Raw genomic sequence first — 22,144 nt, forward strand, 5'->3', positions numbered from 1 at the left:
CGAGGTCGTCCTGGCGTACGGCGGTGTGCAGACGGGCCGCCACCGTGCGCAGGAGCTGGTCGCCGGCGTGGTGGCCGTGCGTGTCGTTGACGGTCTTGAAATGGTCGATGTCGCAGAAGAGGACGACGACCGGCCGGCCGCGGTCCCGGTGGGCGGTGACCGCGTGTTCGAGTTCCCGGGTGAACAGGGCGCGGTTGGCGAGCCCGGTCAGTCCGTCATGGTCCGCCTGATATTGGAGGCGATGGTGCGCCAGCTTCACGTCGGCGACGAGCCGGCGGTTCTCGGTGACGCTGACGATCTGCCGGAGGCTGACCAGCGTGGCGAGTCCGATCGCCAGGTACAGAGGGAGGCCGCGTAACGCCCCGTTGCGCACAGCGGTCGCCAGCACGAGGGCAGCGGCGACGCTGAGCGGCAGGTAGGGCAGATAGGCGTGCAGCCAGGGCCGGATGTCGGGTCGCCGGTGGCGCCTGGTCGGCGCTGTGCCACTGCCCCGCAGCGGCGGCTGCGCAGGCACCCGCTCGGGGGCGATCATGGCGAAGGCGACGAGGAGCGGGCCGGCGGCGGCACCGATCCACTGCGGCAGGGTTGCCTGCACGTCGACCTCGCCGGGCAGGCTGAGCCGGACCAGCGCCGTCTCGGAGACCGCGGTCGCGAGAATGCCGCAGGCGAGCAGGGCGAGCGCGCGGCCGTTGTGGGGCTGGCGGAACGCGGCCACCAGGATCAGAACGACCAGCATCATCGCCGCGGTGAGGATGAAGGCGACAGCGATGATGAACGACGTCCCGCTGACCACCGTGCGGGTGAGGTACCGCAGCTGGGCGTACCAGGCGATCAGGAGCATGGACAGGACGATCAGGAGGCTGTCCAGGGTGATGATCGTGTGGGAGTAGCGCGGGGTCCAGCGGGTGGCGGGCTGCGGAGGTGCCCGGGTCGGCCGGCCGTCGGCTACTGACGCCGCCGGCATGCAGATCAGGCCGGCGGTCGTGAGAATCGGGGCGAGCAGGAACAGGCCTTCGATCGGCGTGAACTTGAGCGTCACCGGATTGCCGGAGGAGTACTGGATCGTCCACTCGATGGCGGCGGGAATCGAGGACAGCGGGCCGGCCGCGACGAGCAGCCGCCAGCGCCGGTCGACGCCCCGGGTGCGCACGATTCCGATCATTGCCAAGGACGTCGTCACCACGCTGCAGATGAGCATGGTGGCTGCCTGCGCGATCAGACGCGGCTGACCGGACAGCACCAGCTGGCCCGCGGCCGACAGCGCGAGCAACGTCAGGACCGGCGCAAACAGAACATAGAAGGTCCGCTCGGTGACCGGCCGGACCTGAGCGCCGCAGACGGCATTCGTGCCGCCCGCGGCACCAGCTCTGTTCGAGTCGTCCCTCCGCGGTGTTCGGTCTGCTCGGGTCTCGATGCCCCCGTCTTCCAAGGGCTTGCCTCCTTCGGTACCTGGCCTCCCACGATGCCCGGTCCGGAGGAAGCGCGCAGGTCCGACGATCACTCTTCGTGGTCGAATAGCGCCGGTACGGGTTGTTGAAGGGTGCAGGGTGGCGTGCTCTACCGGGCCGGTGCCGGGTAGAGGAGGTGTGTGGCTTGGCTGTGGACTCACAGCGCGGTCCCTGACAGGGCCGCCGGCGATCGTGCCTTCTTCGTCGGTCCGCCGCTGATCGGGTCGATCTTTCTGCTGTTGCTGGCCGTCATGCCCGGCTCCCCGGACTACCTGCAACCCGGCGCCCTGGCGGCGACCGGCCTCGGGGCGGTCACCGTGGCCGCGATGTGCGCCGCGCCGACGCGGTGGCTCCGGCGGCTGACTCTCGCCTCCTGCGTCGGGATGACCTCCGTGGTGGCGGTCATGCTGGCCATGGCGGGATCCGACGAGCTGGCCATCACCCTGCTGTTCTGGTTCCCATGGGCGGGCGGCCAGGCCGGGCTCGCGTGGAACCGGCTCAGCGTCGTCATGGCGCAGGCCGTCGTCATGGCGGCCGTCGTTATGGGCGTCTTCAGCGTGCACGGGCGTCTCACGCAGTACCCGCTCGCCGCGGTCGGCAGTGTCCTGGGGGTGCTGGCCGCCGGACCGCTGGCCCACGGGTCCTTCCGATGGGGGCGCACCCGCACCTTCACCGACTCCCTGACGGCGCTGGCGAGCCGCCCCGGTCTGATCCAGGCGGCTGATCCGCTCATCGCCGGGAGGTCGGCGGCGGGGTGCCAGACCGTGCTGATGGTCGTCGACCTCGACCACTTCAAGGAGATCAACACCGCGTTCGGCTACGAGGCGGGCGACGACGTCCTGCAGACGTTCGGCCGCTGGCTCCGCCTGGTCAGGCCGCCACCGCTGCTCACCGCCCGGCTGGGCGGTGACAAGTTCGCACTGCTGCTGCCCGGTGAACCGGTTCCGCCCGGGGCGGCCGGGGCCGGCTGGGCGCCACCCGGGCCGGAGACGGCCGATCCAGCGCTCGCCGACCTCGGTCGGGACGTCCTGAGGCAGCTCGACGGCCGGCTGCGGATCGGCGGTGTGGACGTCGAGGTGGAGGCGACGGCCGGTCTTACCTCGGCGCCCGCCTGCGGGAAGCGGGTCATCGAGCTGCTGTCGTGCGCGGACGCCGCGCTTGCCGACGCCAGGCGCAGCGGCGAGCGGGTCGGGGTGTGGACGACCGGGATGGCCGCGGTGCGGCCCTGGGAGCTCGCGCTGCACGCCGAGCTGCGTTCCGCGATCGACCAGGGCGAGCTGGAGCTTTACTACCAGCCGATGGCGCAGGCGGCGACCGGGCAGATCGTCGGGGTCGAGGCGCTGATGCGCTGGCGGCATCCGTCCCGCGGGCTGCTTCCGCCCGGGTCGTTCCTGCCGATGGCCGAACGTTCCTCGCTGATCGTCGAGCTGACCTGGTGGGAGCTCGACGAGGCGTTGCACCAGTGCGCGCGCTGGCGGGCGGAGGGGATACCGGTGGCCGTCTCGGCGAACCTGTCACCCAGGCTGCTGGTCGTCGACGAGCTTCCACGGGTGGTCACCGGGCGGCTCGCGGCCTACGACCTTCCACCTGACGTGCTCACGCTTGAGATCACCGAGAACGCGCTCGTCTCCCAGCCGGCCCGGGCCGCCGCGATGCTCAGCGAGCTGCGGGTCTCCGGCGTGAAGCTGTCGATGGACGATTTCGGGACCGGCTACAACTCCATGGAGATCCTCAAGGCGCTGACCTTCGACGAGATCAAGATCGACCGAAGCTTCGTCGTGGACGCCCAGGGCAGCCTGCCGGACATGGCGATCGTGCGGTCGGTGGTCGACCTGGGGCACCGCCTCGGCCTGCGCGTGGTCGGCGAGGGCATCGAGGACGAGCCGAGCGAGCGGATCCTCACCGAGCTCGGCTGTGACGTCCTGCAGGGCTACGCGGTGTCGGTGCCGTTGCCCGCGCGGGACCTCACTCCACTGCTCGCCGCAGGCAGGCGTTCGGCTCCGGCTGCGGGGCCTGGGCCGGAAAGAACAGACCGGCGGGCATGTCAGACTCCGCAGGCTTCCCGGAACGGGCAGGTGTCGCCGAACGGGCAGCCCGCCCGGGCCGCCTCGGCCGCCAGGACGGATGCCGGTGACGAACACGCGGCGGTCCGCGGCGTCAGACCGCGCATCCGGGACCGCTGGGCGCTGGGCGGTCTCCCCGCGCCCGTCCCGGCCGATGAGGGCTCCCGGCTGGCGGCGCTGCGGCGGTATCACATCCTCGACACCTCCGCGGAGCCCGAGTTCGACGAGGTTGTCGCGCTCGCCGCCCAGATCGCGGACTGCGCCAACGCCCACGTCGTGTTCGTCGACACCGACCGGGAGTGGTTCAAGTCAAGCCATGGCCTGCAGATCGGCAGCATTCCGGGCCGGACGGGTTTGGCGGCCCATGTGGTCTGGTCCGGCGAATACCTGGAAATCGCCGACGCGGCGCAGGATGTGCGTTTCGCGCATGTGGTCGAGACCGATCCGACCGCCCCGGTGCGCTTCTTCGCCGCGGCGCCGCTACGGACCTCCGACGGGCATGTGCTGGGTGCGCTGAGCGTCGCCGACCGGATGCCTCGCCAGCTGGCCCCGGGCCAGCGGCGTGCGCTGGGCGACCTCGCCGCCCAGACGATGCGGCTGTGCGAGGCGCGCCGGGACCGACTGATGAGCGAGAAGGCCGCGAGCGGGCTGGAACGCCTCGACCAGTTCTGGCATCCCGACGACCTGCCCGCCGCGGCCACCCTGATAGCCGACGTCATCCGTGCCCTCGTCGGCGCGGACGCGGTCGGAGTGATGATGGCGAAGATTCCGGGCGCGACCGTGTTCGAGGCGGCCGGCTGGTCCGTCGCCGCGGGGACCGAGCCGATGACGAAGGTGGGGGCCCGGGCCACTCCCGACGACGAGGCGGCGCTGCGCGCGCTGTCGCAGCTGCGGGCCCCGCTGTTCGTCCCGGATCCCGCGGGTACCCCGCTTATCCCGAACGAGCGGGTGGATCGGCTGAAGATCGGCTCCGCGATGGTGATTCCCATGCCGGACGAAGGCGGCCTGCTCGGCTTCGTCACCGTCCGGTGGACGCAGCCGATCAGCGCCGTGGAGCCGTCGGTCATGCGGGCGGTGACCATGTTCGCCACCCCGGCCCGCTGCACCCTCGCGCGGCTGCGGTCGATGGCGTGCCGCCCGGCGCCACAGCGGGACCGCTACGGCAGGGGCGCGTGAGGCCTGGCCCGAAGTGACTTCCGGATTCGCCGCGCGATCGCGTGGGTAGGCAGCGTCGGTGACGACCTTTCTGCCCGCGGCCGCAAAGGGTCTGCCCGCGGCCGCAACGGGCCCGGTCGCCTTCGTGCTCGGCGGCGGCGGAATGCTCGGCGCCGCGGAGGTCGGCATGCTCCGGGCACTGCTGGAGGCCGGATGCCGGCCCGATCTGGTCGTCGGGACGTCGGTCGGTGCCATCAACGGCGCCGCGGTCGCCGCCGACCCGACGGTCGCCGCACTCGATCGACTGACCGAGCTGTGGTCGGACCTGGGCAGCTCGGAGATCTTCGCGGGCGGTCCGGCGAAGCGTCTGGCCACGGTCGTCCAGCATGGCTACCTGCACTCGAACGCCCCGCTGCGGCGGCTGCTGCGCCAGCAGCTACCCGCCACGTTCGAGGAGCTGCCGGTGCGCTTCCAATGCGTGGCCGCGAGCATCGAGCGGGCGGCGGCGCACTGGTTCGGCGCCGGGCCGCTGGTCGATGCCGTACTGGCCTCCTGTGCCGTGCCCGCGCTGCTGCCTCCGGTGCGGATCGATGACGAGCACTACGTCGACGGGGGCCTGATCGACAGCACGCCGGTTGGCCGGGCGGTGTCGCTCGGCGCGCGCACGGTGTACGTGCTGCATGTCGGCAGGATCGAGCGACCGCTGCGGCCCGGCCGTTGGCCGTGGGAGGCGGGGCTGGTCGCCTTCGAGATCGCCCGGCGCCGCGGCTTCGCCGATGCGATGGCGAACCTGCCGGCGGGGGTGACGGTGCATGTCCTGCCGGTCGGTGACGGGAACGGGGCGCCGCTGCTCGGACTGCGTTACCGGTCGGCTGCGGGTGTCCGTCGCCGGATCGAGCGGGCCCGCGAGGCGACCGCCGCCTACCTCGAACAGCCCGCGCCGGTCGGCCGGCCCCAGGTCGCCGCCGGGCCGGCGCGAGGTGAACGCGAAGAGCGTGAGGTGAGCGCGGGGTGAGGGTGCCGCCGCGCGCTGTGCGCCGCCTTCTCATCGACCCCCTGTTCGTCCTGTTCGCCGTCGTGGGAGCGGTACTCGGTGCCGCTGTCACGGTGCTGGGCCTGGCCGGCGCGCCGCTGGACCGGCGGCTGCGGCTGAGCCGGGCCGGCGCGCTCGCCGCGGTCTACCTGGTCGCCGAGATGGTCGTGATCATCGCCGGATTCGGGTTATGGCTGGTTCGTCCGCTGCTGCGCGCGCGGTGGGAGCAGGCCAATCTCGCGTTGCTGCGTGCGATGCTGGCGCTTCTCATGACGGCCGCGGGTCGGCTGATGCGGTTCCGGCTGGCGGTGCAGGAGCCGCCCGCGGGGTCGTTCGACTGCGTCGGTCGGCCTGTGCTGGTCGCCAGCAGGCATGCCGGCGCCGGCGACTCGTTCGCGCTCATCGACCTGGTCGCCAACCGTTACCGGCGCACGCCGCGGGTCGTCCTGCTCGCCACGCTCCAGCTCGATCCGGGGATAGACATCCTGCTCGGCCGGCTCGGCGCCTGTTTCCTGCGGGCCGGGGCCGATGGCGCCGACGCCACCGCGGTGGCCCGGATCAACACCCTCGCGGGCGGGCTGACCGCCGGTGATGCCCTGGTGATCTTCCCTGAGGGGGCGAACTTCACCGTCCGGCGTCGCCGCCGCGTGATCGCGGGCCTGCGCCGGCGCGGGCAGAGCGTGCGGGCGGAGGTGGCGGAGAACCTCACCCATGTGCTCCCGCCGCGCTCGGCCGGAGTGCTCGCCGCGCTTGACGCGGGCACCGTTGCCGGGACGGTGGTGGTCGCCCACACGGGCCTGGACGGTCTGGTCAGCCCGGGGCTTCTCTGGCGGGCCCTGCCCCTGGCGACACCCATGACGATGCGCTGGTGGTGGTTCCCGGCCGGCAGGCTGCCGGCCGCCCGTGCGGAACGGACGGACTGGCTCACCCTGCAGTGGGCCGTGGTGGACGCCTGGATCGACGCCCACCGTGCGCGGCTCAGATCGCCAGAACGCCAGGAATCTTCGTGCTCGTGTGTGGCTGCGCCGGATGACCGAGCGTCGACGCGCGGGCGACCAGTTCCGGGGTGAACTGCACCTGCTGGTGCTGATGCCGAGGGTTGTTCGCCTCGTCGAGCAGCAGCTCGGCGGCGGTGGAGCCGAGCAGCCGGCGCGGCTGGCGTACCGAGGTCAGCGGCACCGTCGCCGCGGCGGCGAAGTCGATGTCGTCGTACCCGACGATGGCGCAGTCGTTGGGCACCGCGATGCCGAGCCGGACGCACATCTGGAGCAGGCCGAGCGCGACGAGGTCGTTCGTGCAGAAGGCGGCGGTGGGCCGGCGCTGCGCCGGCAGCCCGGCCAGCCGTTCGGCCGCGCCGCGTCCCTCGGCGACGGTGAGCGCGCTGGTGGACAGCTCGATCAGGCGGTCGGGCGGCAGGCCCGCGTTCTCCAGCGCGCGCAGTGCGCCGGCGCGGCGTTGGCGCACCTGGCTGAGCGTGCCCGGCCCGCCGACGAAGGCGATCCGCTCGTGGCCGTGCTCGATCAGATGGGCCACGGCGAGCTCGCCGCCGAGGACGTCGTCCACGAAGACGGAACAGCCGTGGAAGGCCCCGTCGGTGCGGTCCACGAGGACCACCGGGGTGCCCTGCTCCTGGAGGCGGCTCAGCCGTTCGTCGGCCGCGTTCACCGGAGTGATCAGGATGCCGTGCACGCGGTGCTGCTGAAGATGATCGAGGTGGCGCGCCTCGCGGTCGGCCTCCTCGCCGCTGTTGCAGAGGAAGACCACCAGGTCGGCCGCCGCGGCGACCTCCTCGATGCCGGTGGCGACGTCGGTGAAGAACGGGTTCGCCGCGTCGAGCATCACGTAGGCCAGGCTGCGGCTGTGGCCGGCGCGCAGCTGCCGGGCGGACTCGTTGCGGACGAAGCCGAGGTCGGCCATGGCCTGCTCGACCTTCTGCCGCGTTCGCGGGCTGACCAGCTGCGGGCGGTTCAGGACGTTGGAGACGGTGCCGAGCGAGACCTCCGCGGCCGCCGCGACGTCCTTGACGCCGGGGGCCCGCCGGGCGGCCGGGCGCGCCGGGGCCGCTGGGGCCACCGGCGTCGGCTCTTCGTCCGCCACGACATCCTCCTTGAAACGTGCAAAACATACCAGCCGGCGTGAACCGTCCCAAGCCCGCCGCTCCGCCGCCGGAGGCCGGTCGATGCCACGGAAGGTAAACAGTAGATGGCTACAAGCACCACAAAGCTACCAGCTGACGACCTTGTATGACGCTTGACACAGATCTAGCGCTACAGCTAGCTTGCAGCAACCGCTTTGAAACCTTTCACTAACCGGGGGAAAGATGCCTCCCGACTCGACGGGTCCGTTGCTGCACGTCCACAACGTCAGCAAGTCGTTCGGCGTGGTCGCGGCTGTCCGCGACGTGTCCATCCCTGTCTACGCCGGCGAGGCGCACGCCCTGGTCGGTGAGAACGGGGCCGGCAAGTCGACGATCGTCAAGATGCTCGCGGGCGTGCACCGCCCAGACACCGGTTCGATCGACCTGGCCGGGCGGCCGCTCGACCTGCGGTCACCGGCCGACGCGCGGGCCGCCGGGATCGCGGTCATCTACCAGGAGCCGACACTGTTCCCGGACCTCTCGGTCGCCGAGAACATCGCCATGACCCGTCCACCGCGCGGCCGGTTCGGAATGATCGACCGCCACCGGGCCGCGCGCACCGCCGCCGACCTGTTCGCCCGCCTCGGCGTCGAGATCGACCCGGCGCGGCCGGCCCGCGGGCTCTCGATCGCGGACCAGCAGATCGTCGAGATCGCCAAGGCGCTGTCGATGGACACCCGCGTGCTGGTGATGGACGAGCCGACCGCCGCGCTGACCAGCGTCGAGGTCGAGCGCCTGTTCGCCGTCGCCCGCTCCCTGCTGGAGCAGGGGACGGCCATCGTCTTCATCTCGCACCGCTTCGAGGAGATCACCGCGCTGTGCGCGCGGGTGACGGTGATGCGCGACGGCCAGCACGTATCCACCGATCTGATGGCCGACCTCGACGTCGACGAGATCGTGCGGCGCATGGTCGGCCGCGATCTGTCGGCCCTGCACCCACAGCGGACCGCCGCCCCCGGCGAGGTCATGCTGCAGGTGGAGGGGCTCGGCCGGGACGGTGTCTTCGAGGACGTGTCGTTCACCGTCCGGTCGGGGGAGATCGTGGCGCTCGCCGGCCTGGTCGGTTCGGGCCGGTCCGAGGTGGTGCAGGCCGTCTTCGGTGTCGACCGTCGCGATCGCGGCACCGTCCGGGTGGGCGGTCAGCGGCTGCGGCCGAACTCGCCGCGGGCCGCGATGTCCGCCGGGCTCGCGCTCGTCCCGGAGGACCGCCGCCTGCAGGGGCTGGTCATGGACGCCTCCATCCAGCGCAACGTCACCCTGCCGCGGGCCGGCTCGCTCGCCCGGGTGGGTCTGCTGCTCGGCGGCGCCGAGCGGCGTTCGGCCGAGGAGTGGGCCACCCGGCTGCAGACCAAGTACCACCGGCTCAGTGACGCGGTGTCGACGCTCTCCGGCGGTAACCAGCAGAAGGTCGTGCTCGCCAAGTGGCTCGCGACGATGCCCCGGGTGCTGATCATCGACGAGCCCACCCGCGGTATCGACGTCGGGACCAAGGCCGAGGTCCACCGGCTGATCTCCGGGCTTGCCACCGACGGTGTGGCCGTTGTCGTGGTCTCCTCCGAACTGCCCGAGGTGCTCAGCCTGGCCGACCGGGTGCTGGTCATGCGCGAGGGCCGCCTGGTACGGGAGCTCGACCGGGACGAGGCCACCGAGGAGTCGGTGATGTTCGCCGCGGTCGGCCAGGGGCCGCAGCCGGCGGCCACAGCGGAATCGGCATCGACGGCGACATCCGAACCGGCACCGGAGCTGGAGGTTTCGCGGTGACCACCGTGCAGGACATTCATCCGCGGATCGGGCGGACCGCCGCCCGGCGGTCGGCGCTGCGCAGGGTGCTGACCGCCCGGGAGATCAGCATCGTCTTCGCGCTCGCCGTGCTGGTCGCGGTGACGGCCGGGGTGCGCCCGGCGTTCGTGCACTCCCAGAGCATCCGGGACATCCTGCTCGGTGCGGCGATCGTGGCCGTACTCGCCGTCGGCCAGACGGTGGTCATGATCACCCGAAGCGTCGACCTGTCGGTCGGGTCCATCCTGGGCCTGTCCGCCTACGCGGCCGGGACGGTGCTCTCCGACCATCCCGGGCTGCCGGTCGTGCTCGCGCTCGTGCTCGGGATGGCGGTCGGTGCCTGCTGCGGCGTCATCAACGGGCTGCTCGTCCGGTTCGGCAACGTTCCGGCGCTGGTCGTCACCCTCGGCACGCTGTACATGTTCCGCGGTGTCGCCTACCTGTGGGCCGACGGCGAGCAGATCTACGCCGACGAGCTCCCCGGCGGGTTCCTGAAACTGGGGACGGCGAGCCTGCTCGGTGTGCCGTACCTCGTCGTCATCGCGTTGATCGTGATGGTGGTCGTCGGTGTGGTCCTGCGGAACTACCCGGTCGGCCGGCAGCTCTACGCGATGGGCTCCTCGCCGCCGGGGGCACGGCTGGCCGGCATCCCGGTCGGCCGGCGGCTGCTCGGCGCCTTCGTCGTCAGCGGCACCCTGGCCGGGCTCGCCGGCGTCCTGTTCGCCGCCCGGTTCGGCACGATCGACGCCTCCGCCGGCAACGGTTACGAGCTGAACGTCGTGGCCGCGGCGGTCGTCGGCGGTGTCGCCGTCGCCGGCGGCGTCGGCACCGTCTGGGGCGCCGCGCTGGGCGCGCTCCTGCTGACCACGATCAGCAGCGCGCTCGCCGTCCTCAACATCAACCAGTTCTGGCAGCAGGCCATCGTCGGGGCGCTGATCCTGCTCGCCATCGGGATCGACCGGCTGATCGCCCTGCGGGTCGCCGCGGCGCTGAAGAAGGAGGGCTCGAATGTCCGCTGACGTGTCCGTTGACGTGTCCGTTGACGTGTCCGCCGACGCCTCCGCGCCCGGGCGGCCCGGTGCGCCGGAGCGTGCGGTGCGTGCGGGCGGCCCGGTGCGTCCGGTGACAGCGGTGCTCGCCCGGCTCGCCGGCTGGGACGTGGCGGTGATCGCGCTCGCCGCGCTCGTCATCGTGCTCGCCTCGGTGTTCGTCGACAACTTCGGGTCGTCGCGGAACTTCACCTTCCTGGTGCTCGACCTGCTGCCGATCGTGCTGATCGCGCTGCCCATGACCTTCGTCATCGCCACCGGGGAGATCGACCTGTCGGTGGCCAGCGTGCTCGGCCTGAGCAGCGCGGTGATGGGCTACCTGTGGAACCAGGGCATGACCATCGAGACGATCATCCCGCTGTGCGTGCTGCTGGGTGCGGCGCTCGGGGCGGTGAACGGCCTGTTCGTCACCGCGCTCGGGCTGCCGTCGCTGGCCGTCACCATCGGCACGCTCGCCCTCTACCGGGGCCTCGCGTTCGTGGTGCTCGGTGACACCGCGGTCGCGGACTTCCCGTCGAGCTACACCTCGTGGGTCACCGGGACCATCGGCGGAACGTCGATACCCAACGTCGCGATCATCATCGTGGCGCTTGCTGTGGTCTTCGGCGTACTCCTGCACGCGACCCCGATCGGCCGCTGGACGTTCGCCGCCGGTGCGGGGGAGCAGGCGGCCCGGTTCGCCGGTGTCCGCATCCCGATGCTGAAGTTCTGGCTGTACGTCGCCACCGGCGCGGTCGCGGGCCTCACCGGTGTGCTGTGGACGCTGCGCTACTCCAGCGCACGGGCCGACAACGGTTCGGGACTGGAGCTGGCGGTCGTCGCGGCGGTCCTGCTCGGCGGGGTCTCCATCTTCGGTGGGCGCGGAACGTTGCCGGGTGTGCTGGGCGGGGTGGTCCTGCTCGCCTCGCTCCAGAACGCGCTGCGCCTGTCGGACGTCTCCAACGAGGCCCTCAACATCGTTGTCGGCGCGTTGCTCGTCGCCTCCGTCCTGCTGCCCAACGTGACCCAGGCCGTCCGCGCCGGCACCGACCGGTTCCGGCGCCGGCACAGCCACCCGACGGGCAGCCCGCCCCTGACCGCCGCTCCCCGGTAGCCCGAGCGGCTCCCCGGCTCCCCGGCAGCCCGAGCGACCCGCAGATCTTCCGGAGTCCGCAGTCCGCGGCTCCCTCACTGAGAAAAAGGGACAACAGTTCATGTCAGAGGAATCCATGTCACCGGAGCCGTCCCGGTTCCGGTCGCGTCGCCGGACGTCGGCCAGCGGCGTCAGCGGCGTCCGCAGGTCACGGGCGGTGGTCCTGAGCGCGGCGGTGGCCGTGGTGGCCGTTGCGTTAACTGCCTGTGGCGGCACGTCGAAGGACGACAGCGAGGCCACCTCAGCCGGTGGCAGCGCCGCGACCGCCAACCCGAACGCCGAGCTGAAGTCGGACGTCCGGATGGCCTTCCTGCCCAAGCAGCTCAACAACCCGTACTCGGACATCGAGACCGGTGGCGGCAAGGAGGCCCTGGGTGAGCTCAAGGGCGAGTACAAGCTGGTCGGCCCGAACGACGCCTCCGCGTCGTCGCAGGTCAGCTACATCAACACCCTGATCCAGCAGCAGCAGGACGTCATCGCGATCGCGGCGAACGACCCGAACGCGGTCTGCCCGTCGCTGAAGCAGGCCCGCGACAGCGGCATCAAGATCGTGGCGTTCGACTCCGACGCCTCGGCCGACTGTCGGGACGTCTTCATCAACCAGGCGACCGCCGAGGGCATCGGCCAGACCCTGGTGAAGATGACCAGTGAGCAGATCGGCGGCGAGGGCGAGATCGCGGTGCTCTCCGCCACGCCGAACGCGACGAACCAGAACGCCTGGATCGACGTGATGAAGACCGAGCTGGCCAAGCCGGAGAACAGCAAGATCAAGCTCGTGAAGATCGCCTACGGCAACGACGACGACCAGACCTCGTTCCAGCAGACCCAGGGCCTGCTGCAGTCGTACCCGAACCTCAAGGCGATCGTGTCGCCGACGACCGTCGGTATCGCCGCCGCGGCGCGTTATGTGAGCACCTCGTCCTACAAGGACAAGGTCGTGATCACCGGTCTCGGCACGCCGAACCAGATGCGCCAGTACGTCAACGACGGCACGGTCAAGCAGTTCGCGCTGTGGAACCCGGCTGACATCGGCTATCTCGCCGCGTACGCCGGCGTCGCGCTCGCGTCCGGCCAGATCACCGGCGCCGAAGGTGAAACGTTCCAAGCTGGTCGGCTCGGCAAATACACGATCGGCGCGAAGGGCGAGATCGTTCTCGGCCTCCCGACGATCTTCGATTCGACCAACATCGGCGACTTCGACTTCTGAGGCACGCCGAGCCCCAGGTACCGCCGGGCCGGTGAGCCGGCCCCTGCCCGGCCGCTCGGCCCGGCGGAACCCGGATCGTCCAAGGAGGCTGCGCCAGTGCGTCGCTACTGCTTCTGCCTGCAGGTGAAACCAGAACGGACGGCCGAATACGCGCGACGGCACAGCGCCGTCTGGCCCGAAATGCGCGCCGCGCTGCGAGCCGCCGGATGGCACAACTACTCGCTCTTCCTCCGCCCGGACGGCCTGCTCATCGGCTATGTCGAGACGGACGACCTGGCCCTGGCCCAGGCCCGGATGGCGGCGAGCGAGGTCAACGCCCGCTGGCAGGCCGAGATGGCTGATTTCTTCGTCGAGCTCGGCACGGATATGCCCGACGAGGCGATGCAGCTCGTTCCGGAGGTCTTTCACCTCGACTCCACCAACCCCCTGGACACCCCCGACGCCCCCGAATCTCTCGATGCTCCCGACTCGACCGCCCGGCTGATATCCCTGACGCAAGGAAAGTGCTGACCATGCCGAACCCGGCGAATGTGAAGGCCGCGCTGCGGTCGCTGGAGATCGAGACGCCGTCCTGGGCGTACGGGAACTCCGGGACGAGGTTCAAGGTCTTCGCCCAGGCCGGTGTGCCGCGGACGCCCCAGGAGAAGATCGCCGACGCCGCGCAGGTGCACCGGTTCACCGGCTCCGCTCCCAGCGTCGCCCTGCACATCCCCTGGGACCGGGTGGACGACTTCGCCGAGCTGGCGAAATACGCGCACGACCAGGGTGTGCGCATCGGGGCGATCAACTCGAACGTCTTCCAGGACGACGACTACAAGCTCGGCAGCGTCACCAACCCGGATCCCCGCGTTCGGCGCAAGGCGGTGCGGCACCTGCTCGACTGCGTCGACATCATGGATGCCACCGGCTCCCGGGATCTGAAACTGTGGTTCTCCGACGGCATCAACTACCCCGGCCAGGACGACCTGCGTGACCGGCAGGACCGCCTTGCCGAGGCGCTGCGGGAGGTGTACGACCGGCTTGGCCCGCACCAGCGGATGCTGCTGGAGTACAAGCTCTTCGAGCCGGCCTTCTACGCGACCGACGTCCCCGACTGGGGAACCTCGTACGCGCACTGTGTGGAGCTGGGCCCGCGCGCCACGGTCTGCATCGACACCGGCCACCACGCGCCGGGCACGAACATCGAGTTCATCGTCGCCTTCCTGCTGCGGGCCGGTCGGCTGGGCGCGTTCGACTTCAACTCCCGTTTCTACGCCGACGACGACCTGATGGCCGGCGCGGCGGACCCGTTCCAGCTCTTCCGCATCATGTACGAGATCGTCCGGGCTGATTCCCTGTCGAGTGGCATCGCTTTCATGCTCGACCAGTGCCACAACATCGAGGCGAAGACCCCGGCGGTGATCCGCTCTGTTCTGAACGTCCAGGAGGCGACCGCCAAGGCGCTTCTGGTGGATCGGGACGCGCTGCGCGCCGCCCAGCTGGAAGGCGACGTGCTCGGCGCGAACGCGGTGCTGATGGACGCCTACAACACCGACGTCCGCCCGCTGCTCGCCGAGCTGCGCACGGACGACGGCCTGGACCCCGACCCGGTCGGAGCCTACCGGCGGTCCGGTTACGGCGAGCGCATCGTCGCCGAGCGGGTGGGCGGCCAGCAGGCCGGCTGGAACGCCTGATCCGGCCCAAGGAAACCGATCGCAGGCGCTTGACTGAAAGCGCTCATGAAACGTTTCATATTCTGGTGGTGCGGCGGCGGGTCACCCGCCCAGCCGCCGCCTGGCGGAGGGAACCCGAAAGATCATGAGTGAGCACGCCGACGTGGTCGCCGACCTGCTGGAACGGTCGAACCGGCTCGGCTCCGACCCCCGGAACACCAACTACGCCGGCGGGAACACCTCCGCGAAGGGGGTCGCAACCGACCCGGTCACCGGCGGCCCCGTCGAGCTGATGTGGGTGAAGGGCTCCGGGGGAGACCTCGGCACCCTCGTCGAGGACGGCCTCGCCGTCCTGCGCCTCGACCGTCTGCGCGCCCTGGCGGACGTCTACCCGGGCGAGGAGCACGAGGACGAGATGGTCGCCGCGTTCGACTTCTGCCTGCACGGGCGGGGCGGCGCCGCACCGTCGATCGACACCGCCATGCACGGACTCGTCGAGGCCGCGCACGTCGACCACCTGCACCCGGACGCCGGGATCGCGCTGGCCACCGCCGCCGATGGTGAGCGCCTCACCCACGAGTGCTTCGGCGACCGAGTGGTCTGGGTGCCCTGGCGCCGCCCGGGCTTCCAGCTCGGCCTCGACATCTCGGCGATCGCCCGGGACAACCCGCAGGCGATCGGCGCGATCCTCGGCGGGCACGGCATCACGGCGTGGGGGCCGACCTCCGAGACCTGCGAGGCGAACTCGCTGGAGATCATCCAGACGGCGGCCCGCTTCATCGCCGAGCGCGGAAAGCCGGCGCCGTTCGGCGCGCCGGTGCCCGCCAACGCCGCGCTGGCACCGGCCGAGCGCCGCCGCCGCGCCGCCGAGCTCGCCCCGGTGATCCGCGGCCTGGCCAGCACCGACCGCCACCAGATCGGCCACTTCACCGACACCGACGTCGTGCTGGACTTCCTCGCCCACGACCGCCACCAGGCCCTGGCGGCCCTCGGCACCTCCTGCCCGGACCACTTCCTGCGCACCAAGGTCCGCCCGCTGGTGCTCGACACCGCACCCGACGCCCCGCTCGACACCGTCATCGCCCGGCTGGGGGAGCTGCACACCGCCTACCGGGAGGACTACCGCGCCTACTACGAGCGCCACGCCACCGGCGACAGCCCGGCGATGCGCGGTGCCGACCCGGCGATCGTGCTCGTCCCGGGCATCGGCATGTTCTCCTTCGGCGCCGACGCGCAGACGGCCCGGGTCGCCGGCGAGTTCTACGTCAACGCGATCAACGTGATGCGTGGCGCGGAGGCCGTCTCCACCTACGCGCCCATCGACGAGGCCGAGAAGTTCCGCATCGAGTACTGGTCGCTGGAGGAGGCGAAGCTGGCCCGGCAGCCGTTGCCGCGCCCGCTGGCCACCCGGGTCGCGTTCGTCACCGGCGGCGGCTCGGGCATCGGCCGGGCGATCGCGCACCGGCTGGCCGCCGAGGGCGCCTGCGTGGTCGTCGCGGACCGTGACGGCAGCGCCGCCGAGAAGGTCGCCGCCGAGATCGGCACCTCCGACCGGGCGGTGTGGGTGACCGCCGATGTGACCAGCCCCGACCAGATCGACGAGGCCTTCGCCGCCGCCGCCCTGGCCTTCGGTGGCGTCGACATCGTGGTGAACAACGCCGGCCTGTCGATCTCGAAGCCGCTGCTGGAGACGACCGTCACCGACTGGGACCTGCAGCACGACGTGATGGCCCGCGGCTCCTTCCTGGTCTCCCAGCGCGCCGCGCGCACCCTGATCGCCCAGGGCACCGGCGGCGACATCGTCTACATCGCCAGCAAGAACAGCGTGTTCGCCGGGCCGAACAACATCGCCTACAGCTCCGCCAAGGCCGACCAGGCCCACCAGGTGCGGCTGTTGGCCGCCGAGCTGGGCGAGCACGGCATCCGGGTCAACGGCGTCAACCCGGACGGAGTCGTCCGCGGCTCCGGCATCTTCGCCGGCGGCTGGGGCGCGAAGCGGGCCGCCGTCTACGGGGTGCCCGAGGAGGAGCTCGGCGCCTTCTACGCCCAGCGCACCCTGCTCAAGCGGGAGGTCCTGCCCGACCACGTCGCGGCGGCCGTCTTCGCCCTCACCGGCGGCGACCTCGCCCAGACCACCGGCCTGCACATCCCGGTCGACGCCGGCGTCGCGGCCGCATTCCTCCGATGACGCTGGTCGCGGCGGTCGACATCGGAGCGTCGGGCGGACGGGTGCTCACTGCCCGAGTGGGCCCCGACCGGCTTGACCTGACCGAGGCACACCGCTTCCCGAACACGCCGCTGGCGCTGCCGGACGGACTGCACTGGGACCTCGGCCACCTGTATTCCGAGGTGGTCGAGGGCCTGCGCGCGGTCGCGGCGGCGGGTGATGTTCCCCGCTCCGTCGCCATCGACTCCTGGGCGGTGGACTACGGTCTGATTGACCCGGCCGGGCGGCTGCTCGGGCTCCCGTACCACTACCGGGACGTCCGGACGAGCCCGGCGGTCATCGCCGCGGTGCACGCCGCCAGCGACCCCGACGAGCTGTACCGGGCCAACGGGCTGCAGTTCCTGCCCTTCACCACGCTTTACCAGCTCGCCGCCGAGGCCGGTGCGGGGGTCGGTGCCGGGAAACCCGGCCCCCGCACCTCTGCGGCGCTGGCCGGCGCGGCGCGGCTGCTGCTGGTCCCGGACCTGTTCGGGTACTGGCTGACCGGCGCCCAGGTCGCCGAGCTGACCAACGCGTCCACCACCGGTCTGCTCGACGTCCGTGACCAGACCTGGTCCGCGGCCCTCGCCCGACTGGCCGGTATCGAACCTGGCCTGCTCGCACCACTCGTCACCCCGGGCACGGTCATCGGCGGGCTACGTCCGGGCATCGCCGAGCAGACCGGCCTGCCGACGTCGACCGCCGTCACCGCGGTGGGCTCACATGACACCGCCTCGGCGGTCGTCGGCGTGCCCGCCGAGGGCGAGAACTGGGCCTACATCTCCTGCGGCACCTGGTCACTGGTCGGCGTCGAGCTCGACGCGCCGGTGCTGACCACCGCGAGCCGCCGCGCCGGATTCACCAACGAGGCCGGTGTCGACGGCCGCATCCGCTACCTGCACAACGTGATGGGCCTGTGGATGCTGCAGGAATGCCTACGCCAGTGGGCCCCCCGCGCGGACCAGCGACCGGCGCTGCTCGCCGACCTGCTCGACCAGGCCGGCGCGCTGGCATCCGGCGGGCCGGTCATCGACCCGGACGACCCACAGTTCCTCCCGCCGGGCGACATGCCGACCCGAGTCGCCGCCGCGGCCAGGGCCAGCGGGCAGCGGGAGCCGGCGACGCCGGCCGAGACCGTCCGCTGCGTGCTCGACAGCCTCGCCGCCGCGTACGCGCGCACGATCGACACCGCCGAGATGCTGTCCGGACGCCGTGTCGACGTCGTGCACATCGTCGGCGGCGGCTCGCGCAACACGCTGCTGTGCCAGCTCACCGCCGACGCGCTCGGCCGCCCGGTGCTCGCCGGCCCGGCCGAGGCCACCGCGATCGGCAACATCCTGGTGCAGGCTCGGGCCCACGGCGCGCTGAGCGGGCCCGGCGGGCGGGGCAGGCCGGGGGACGTCAGCCTGGAAGCACTGCGCGCCCTGGTGCGCCGGACCACCCGCCCGGCGCGGTACCTCCCTGCGCCGGCCGCTGCCCCCGCGCTGGCCGGGCCGAGAGGAGACTGAGCCCATGCGGGTCGCGCTGCTTGTCACCTGCCTGGTGGACGGCATGTTCCCGGACGTCGGCCAGGCCACGGTCGCCGTGCTGGAACGCCTCGGCCACCAGGTCGAGGTGCCGCTGGCCCAGACCTGCTGCGGCCAGATGCACATCAACACCGGCTACCGGCGCGACGCGCTGCGCCTGGTCCGCCGCACCGTGGCGGCGTTCGAGGGCTACGAGGCGGTGGTCGCGCCGAGCGGCTCGTGCGTCGGATCGGTCCGGCACCAGTACGCCGGGCTGGCCGCGGCCCGCGGTGACACCGGCCTCGCCGCGGCCGCCACCGACCTGGCCGCCCGGACGTTCGAGCTCTCCGAGTTCCTCGTGAACGTCCTGGGTGTGACGGACGTCGGCGCGCACTACCCGCATCGGGTCACCTACCACCCGACGTGTCATTCGCTGCGGATGCTCGGTGTGGGCGAGGCCCCGCTGCGGCTGCTGCGCGCGGTGCGGGGCATCCAGCTGGAGGAGCTTCCGGCGGCCGAGTCGTGCTGCGGGTTCGGGGGCACGTTCGCGCTGAAGAATCCGGACACGTCCACCGCGATGCTCACCGACAAGATCCGCGGCATCCTCGACACCCGAGCCGAGATCATCACAGCCGGCGACTCCTCCTGCCTGATGCACATCGGTGGCGGGCTGTCCCGGCTGCGCGCCGGGGTGCGGCCGGTGCATCTGGCGGAGATCCTCGCGAGCGAGCCTGCGAAGGTGGCATGAAGACCCCGACCCCGACCCCGGCCTCGGCCTCGGCCTTGACGTTTCTCGGCATGCCGACCGCGCCGCGTGGTGTCGGCGCGCTGCGCGGTGACGAGCCGTTCCCGCAGGCCGCGCGCCGGGCGCTCGCCGACACCCAGCTGCGCCGCAACATCGCCAATGCGACCGGCACGATCCGCCGCAAGCGCGCGGCCGTCGTCGGCGAGCTGGACGACTGGGCCGAGCTGCGGGCCGCCGGCGCGGCGGTGAAGGACGACGTCCTCGCCCATCTGGACCAGTACCTGTGCCAGCTGGAGGAGCAGGTCACCGCCCGGGGCGGCACGGTGCACTGGGCCCGCGACGCGAACGAGGCCAACGCGATCGTCACCGGGCTCGTCCGCGCCACCGGCGCGCAGGAGGTCGTGAAGGTCAAGTCGATGGCGACCCAGGAGATCGGCCTCAACGAGGCGCTTGCCGAGGCGGGCATCTCGGCCTGGGAGACCGACCTGGCCGAGTTGATAGTCCAGTTGGGCGAGGACCGGCCCAGTCACATCCTGGTGCCGGCGATCCACCGCAACCGGGCCGAGATCCGCGAGATCTTCCTGCGCCGGATGGGCGCCGCGGGCGGTGTGCCGGCCAGCCCCGACCTCACCGACTCCCCGGCCGCGCTGGCCGAGGCGGCCCGCGGCCACCTGCGCGAACGGTTCCTGCGCACCCGGGTCGCGATCAGCGGCGCCAACTTCGCGGTCGCCGAGACCGGCACCCTGGCTGTGGTGGAGTCCGAGGGCAACGGCCGGATGTGCCTCACGCTGCCCGAGACGCTGATCACCGTGATGGGCCTGGAGAAGATCGTGCCGACCTGGCGTGACCTGGAGATCTTCCTGCAGCTGTTGCCCCGCTCGTCCACCGGTGAGCGGATGAACCCCTACACCTCCTTCTGGACGGGCATCACCCCCGGTGACGGCCCACGCGAGTTCCACCTCGTCCTGCTCGACAACGGGCGGACCGCCACCCTCGCCGACCCTGCCGGGCGGGCGGCGCTGCGGTGCATCCGCTGCTCGGCCTGCCTGAACGTCTGCCCCGTCTACGAGCGCACCGGAGGGCACGCGTACGGCTCGATCTACCCCGGCCCGATCGGGGCGGTGCTCTCGCCGCAGCTCACCGGTGTCGCCGACAATCCGTCGCTGCCGTACGCCTCCACGCTGTGCGGTGCCTGCCTCGAGGCCTGCCCGGTCGCGATCGACATCCCGTCGATGCTGGTCCATCTGCGCGGTAGGACCGTGGAGCAGGCGGGGCATGAGCACCCGTTCGAACGGGGGGTGATGAAGACGGCGGCGTGGATGATGGCCTCCCCGCGCCGATGGTCGGCGGCCCTGCGCATGGCCCGGCTGGGCCGGTTCCTCGGTAGGCGGCGCGGCCGCATCACGCTGCTCCCGCCGCCGCTGGCCGCCTGGACCACCAGTCGGGATCTTCCGCTCCCACCGGCGGAGACCTTCCGCGAGCGGTGGGCCCGGCGGACCGAGGGCGGTGACCGATGAGAACCTGGCGCCGCCGGGGCGCCGGGGCAGGCGCTCCGTCCGCTGGCCCGGCTGCTCCGTCCGCCGGCCCGACCGGCCCGACCGGCCCGACCGGCCCGTCCGCTGGTCCGACCATTGCGGCTCGCGCCGAGGTTCTGGCCCGGGTCCGCACGGCTCTCGGCGACCGGCCGGAGCCGGCGCCGGTGTCGCGTGACTATCGGCTGGCTGGGCAGGGTTCCGCCAGCCTGCCTGCCGGCTCCGCCCGGGGCGCCGCGGTCCAGGTGCTCGTCGACCGTCTCCTCGACTACCACGCGCTGGTGCGCCAGGTGTCCGTCGGCGGCTCCGGCAGCGGTTCCGCGGAACCGCCGGGCGTGGCCGGAGCCGTCGCCGCGGCCCTCGCCGACCGGGGGGTACGCCGCCTCGTCCGTCCGGCCGGGCTACCCGCTCCGTGGCTGGCCGGGCTGGCTGAGCTTGCCGGGCAGGCAGGGCCAGCCGGGCAGGCAGGGCCAGCCGGGCAGGCAGGGCCAGCCGGGCAGTCTGAGGGTGTCGAGCTCCTCGACGACGACGCGCCGCTGTCCGTGCGCGACCTCGACGCCGCCGACGGGGTGATCACCGGCTGTGTGCTGGCGATCGCCGAGACCGGGACGATCGTCCTGGACGGTGGCCCCGGCCAGGGGCGCCGCGCGCTCACCCTGATCCCGGACTATCACCTGGTCGTGGTCCGTGAGGACCAGATCGTGGCCAGCGTCGCCGATGCCATCGCCCACCTGGACGGCGCCGGCGCGACCCGCCCGCTCACCTGGATCAGCGGCCCCAGCGCGACCAGCGACATCGAGCTCAACCGGGTCGAAGGCGTCCACGGCCCCCGCACCCTGGAGGTCATCGTCGTCAGCGCGGCCGTCGGCCAGGAGCCCGCAGCCTGACAGCCACTGGGCGCACGGGAGTGACCGCGAGCCGCGGGGTGCATATCCCGTACACCGTCACCTGGACGAAGGCGCCATCTGGTTCGCCCATTTGACAATCCGCAAGAAGTGAGGATTTCGGTTGCCGCAGCAGCCAAAGTCCGCACTTCTTGCTCCAAGGCCGCGTAGTTAAGTGATCTCGGTTGCTGTCAAGGGTGTTGAGGTCAGGGTGTAGGTCGCTCGGTCGGTCTTGTGGAGGAGCCCCTGGCGGGCCCACTGCGACATCCGGGTGCGGAAGCTGTTGATGTTCGTGACGTGGAGGATCCGGGCGATGTCCCGGCTGTGCCAGGCGCGGTGAGGATCGCCGCGCAGGAGGTCCAGGACGTCGGTCGCGGTGGGTGCCGGGCGGTGGGATGGCTGGTCCGGTGCTGTCGGGTCGGTGTCCGGTGGTGGCACGGCGGGCCGGGTGAGCGCCGGGGTGGCTTGCCGGGGTGGTGTCCGGTTGCGGTGGCTGGCCGCGGGTGTGGCGGGGTGGCTGGGGGGTGGGAGTCGTCGGTGGTCGACGGTCGCGATGCTGGTGGTGACCAGTGGCCGGTCGTCTCCGGCGGGGCCGGGCGTGGTAGCGGGAGAGGGGG

Annotated in this window: 15 protein-coding genes and 2 pseudogenes; 14 read left to right on the forward strand and 3 right to left on the reverse strand. The window is 71.9% G+C overall.

Annotated features, from left to right (window positions below; translation table 11 throughout):
- Positions 1-1,429 (reverse strand): GGDEF domain-containing protein (locus tag FREUN1FDRAFT_RS29975; protein ID WP_006544061.1); only part of this gene is annotated, 1,429 nt, incomplete at its 3' end.
- A gap of 159 nt (positions 1,430-1,588) precedes the next feature.
- Here FREUN1FDRAFT_RS29975 and FREUN1FDRAFT_RS29980 point away from each other — a divergent pair.
- The 3 genes from FREUN1FDRAFT_RS29980 to FREUN1FDRAFT_RS29990 are packed head-to-tail and all read left to right on the forward strand — an operon-like array spanning position 1,589 to position 6,769.
- A complete protein-coding gene (locus FREUN1FDRAFT_RS29980; RefSeq protein ID WP_006544062.1) occupies positions 1,589-4,687 on the forward strand; it encodes an EAL domain-containing protein in 3,099 nt (1,032 codons plus the stop codon).
- Positions 4,688-4,745: 58 nt separating this feature from the next.
- Positions 4,746-5,681 (forward strand): patatin-like phospholipase family protein, encoded by a 936-nt coding sequence (locus FREUN1FDRAFT_RS29985; RefSeq protein ID WP_006544063.1) that lies wholly within the window; start codon positions 4,746-4,748, stop codon positions 5,679-5,681.
- Entirely contained in the window at positions 5,678-6,769 is a 1,092-nt protein-coding gene (locus FREUN1FDRAFT_RS29990; RefSeq protein WP_006544064.1) for a 1-acyl-sn-glycerol-3-phosphate acyltransferase, read from the forward strand. The genes FREUN1FDRAFT_RS29985 and FREUN1FDRAFT_RS29990 overlap by 4 nt, the downstream gene beginning before the upstream one ends.
- Here FREUN1FDRAFT_RS29990 and FREUN1FDRAFT_RS29995 read toward each other — a convergent pair.
- Positions 6,678-7,796, reverse strand: coding sequence for a LacI family DNA-binding transcriptional regulator (locus FREUN1FDRAFT_RS29995; protein WP_006544065.1), 1,119 nt, complete (start codon positions 7,794-7,796; stop codon positions 6,678-6,680). The genes FREUN1FDRAFT_RS29990 and FREUN1FDRAFT_RS29995 overlap by 92 nt on opposite strands.
- A 223-nt stretch (positions 7,797-8,019) precedes the next feature.
- Between FREUN1FDRAFT_RS29995 and FREUN1FDRAFT_RS30000 the strand changes: the two genes are divergently transcribed.
- The 11 genes and pseudogenes from FREUN1FDRAFT_RS30000 to FREUN1FDRAFT_RS30050 all read left to right on the forward strand — a co-directional run bounded on the left by FREUN1FDRAFT_RS30000 (position 8,020) and on the right by FREUN1FDRAFT_RS30050 (position 21,530).
- Positions 8,020-9,597 carry a sugar ABC transporter ATP-binding protein gene (locus tag FREUN1FDRAFT_RS30000; RefSeq protein WP_006544066.1) on the forward strand — a complete coding sequence of 526 codons (1,578 nt, stop codon included), beginning with the start codon at positions 8,020-8,022 and terminating at the stop codon, positions 9,595-9,597.
- Positions 9,594-10,634 (forward strand): ABC transporter permease, encoded by a 1,041-nt coding sequence (locus FREUN1FDRAFT_RS30005; protein WP_006544067.1) that lies wholly within the window; start codon positions 9,594-9,596, stop codon positions 10,632-10,634. The genes FREUN1FDRAFT_RS30000 and FREUN1FDRAFT_RS30005 overlap by 4 nt, the downstream gene beginning before the upstream one ends.
- Positions 10,624-11,757 (forward strand): ABC transporter permease, encoded by a 1,134-nt coding sequence (locus FREUN1FDRAFT_RS30010; protein ID WP_006544068.1) that lies wholly within the window; start codon positions 10,624-10,626, stop codon positions 11,755-11,757. The genes FREUN1FDRAFT_RS30005 and FREUN1FDRAFT_RS30010 overlap by 11 nt, the downstream gene beginning before the upstream one ends.
- 100 nt (positions 11,758-11,857) lie before the next feature.
- Positions 11,858-13,003 carry a rhamnose ABC transporter substrate-binding protein gene (rhaS, locus tag FREUN1FDRAFT_RS30015; RefSeq protein ID WP_232295481.1) on the forward strand — a complete coding sequence of 382 codons (1,146 nt, stop codon included), beginning with the start codon at positions 11,858-11,860 and terminating at the stop codon, positions 13,001-13,003.
- Between the two features lie 96 nt (positions 13,004-13,099).
- Positions 13,100-13,417 (forward strand): annotated as a pseudogene (locus tag FREUN1FDRAFT_RS30020) (L-rhamnose mutarotase); the annotation flags it as partial.
- A gap of 98 nt (positions 13,418-13,515) precedes the next feature.
- Positions 13,516-14,676 (forward strand): L-rhamnose isomerase, encoded by a 1,161-nt coding sequence (gene rhaI / locus FREUN1FDRAFT_RS30025; protein WP_006544071.1) that lies wholly within the window; start codon positions 13,516-13,518, stop codon positions 14,674-14,676.
- Positions 14,677-14,800: 124 nt separating this feature from the next.
- Positions 14,801-16,843, forward strand: a complete 2,043-nt coding sequence (locus FREUN1FDRAFT_RS30030) for a bifunctional rhamnulose-1-phosphate aldolase/short-chain dehydrogenase (RefSeq protein WP_006544072.1) — start codon at positions 14,801-14,803, stop codon at positions 16,841-16,843.
- On the forward strand, positions 16,840-18,369 hold the full coding sequence (locus FREUN1FDRAFT_RS30035) for a rhamnulokinase family protein (protein WP_006544073.1): 1,530 nt from the start codon (positions 16,840-16,842) through the stop codon (positions 18,367-18,369). Before FREUN1FDRAFT_RS30030 ends, FREUN1FDRAFT_RS30035 begins: the two co-directional genes overlap by 4 nt.
- Positions 18,370-18,373: 4 nt before the next feature.
- Entirely contained in the window at positions 18,374-19,114 is a 741-nt protein-coding gene (locus FREUN1FDRAFT_RS30040; protein ID WP_006544074.1) for a (Fe-S)-binding protein, read from the forward strand.
- Positions 19,111-20,628, forward strand: coding sequence for a LutB/LldF family L-lactate oxidation iron-sulfur protein (locus tag FREUN1FDRAFT_RS30045; protein ID WP_006544075.1), 1,518 nt, complete (start codon positions 19,111-19,113; stop codon positions 20,626-20,628). The genes FREUN1FDRAFT_RS30040 and FREUN1FDRAFT_RS30045 overlap by 4 nt, the downstream gene beginning before the upstream one ends.
- A complete protein-coding gene (locus FREUN1FDRAFT_RS30050; protein WP_006544076.1) occupies positions 20,625-21,530 on the forward strand; it encodes an LUD domain-containing protein in 906 nt (301 codons plus the stop codon). The genes FREUN1FDRAFT_RS30045 and FREUN1FDRAFT_RS30050 overlap by 4 nt, the downstream gene beginning before the upstream one ends.
- Positions 21,531-21,698: 168 nt before the next feature.
- Here the strand turns inward: FREUN1FDRAFT_RS30050 and FREUN1FDRAFT_RS44405 are convergent.
- Positions 21,699-22,144: pseudogene (locus tag FREUN1FDRAFT_RS44405) on the reverse strand (hypothetical protein); the annotation flags it as partial.

The organism is Parafrankia sp. EUN1f (assembly GCF_000177675.1).
Taxonomy (GTDB): Bacteria; Actinomycetota; Actinomycetes; order Frankiales; family Frankiaceae; genus Parafrankia.

Coding starts and splice junctions, on each gene's coding strand:
- FREUN1FDRAFT_RS30000 (WP_006544066.1), top strand. CDS start 8,020: ATGCCTCCCGACTCGACGGGTCCGTTGCTGCACGTCCACAACGTCAGC.
- FREUN1FDRAFT_RS30010 (WP_006544068.1), top strand. CDS start 10,624: ATGTCCGCTGACGTGTCCGTTGACGTGTCCGTTGACGTGTCCGCCGAC.
- rhaS (WP_232295481.1), top strand. CDS start 11,858: ATGTCAGAGGAATCCATGTCACCGGAGCCGTCCCGGTTCCGGTCGCGT.
- rhaI (WP_006544071.1), top strand. CDS start 13,516: ATGCCGAACCCGGCGAATGTGAAGGCCGCGCTGCGGTCGCTGGAGATC.
- FREUN1FDRAFT_RS30030 (WP_006544072.1), top strand. CDS start 14,801: ATGAGTGAGCACGCCGACGTGGTCGCCGACCTGCTGGAACGGTCGAAC.
- FREUN1FDRAFT_RS30035 (WP_006544073.1), top strand. CDS start 16,840: ATGACGCTGGTCGCGGCGGTCGACATCGGAGCGTCGGGCGGACGGGTG.
- FREUN1FDRAFT_RS30040 (WP_006544074.1), top strand. CDS start 18,374: ATGCGGGTCGCGCTGCTTGTCACCTGCCTGGTGGACGGCATGTTCCCG.
- FREUN1FDRAFT_RS30045 (WP_006544075.1), top strand. CDS start 19,111: ATGAAGACCCCGACCCCGACCCCGGCCTCGGCCTCGGCCTTGACGTTT.
- FREUN1FDRAFT_RS30050 (WP_006544076.1), top strand. CDS start 20,625: ATGAGAACCTGGCGCCGCCGGGGCGCCGGGGCAGGCGCTCCGTCCGCT.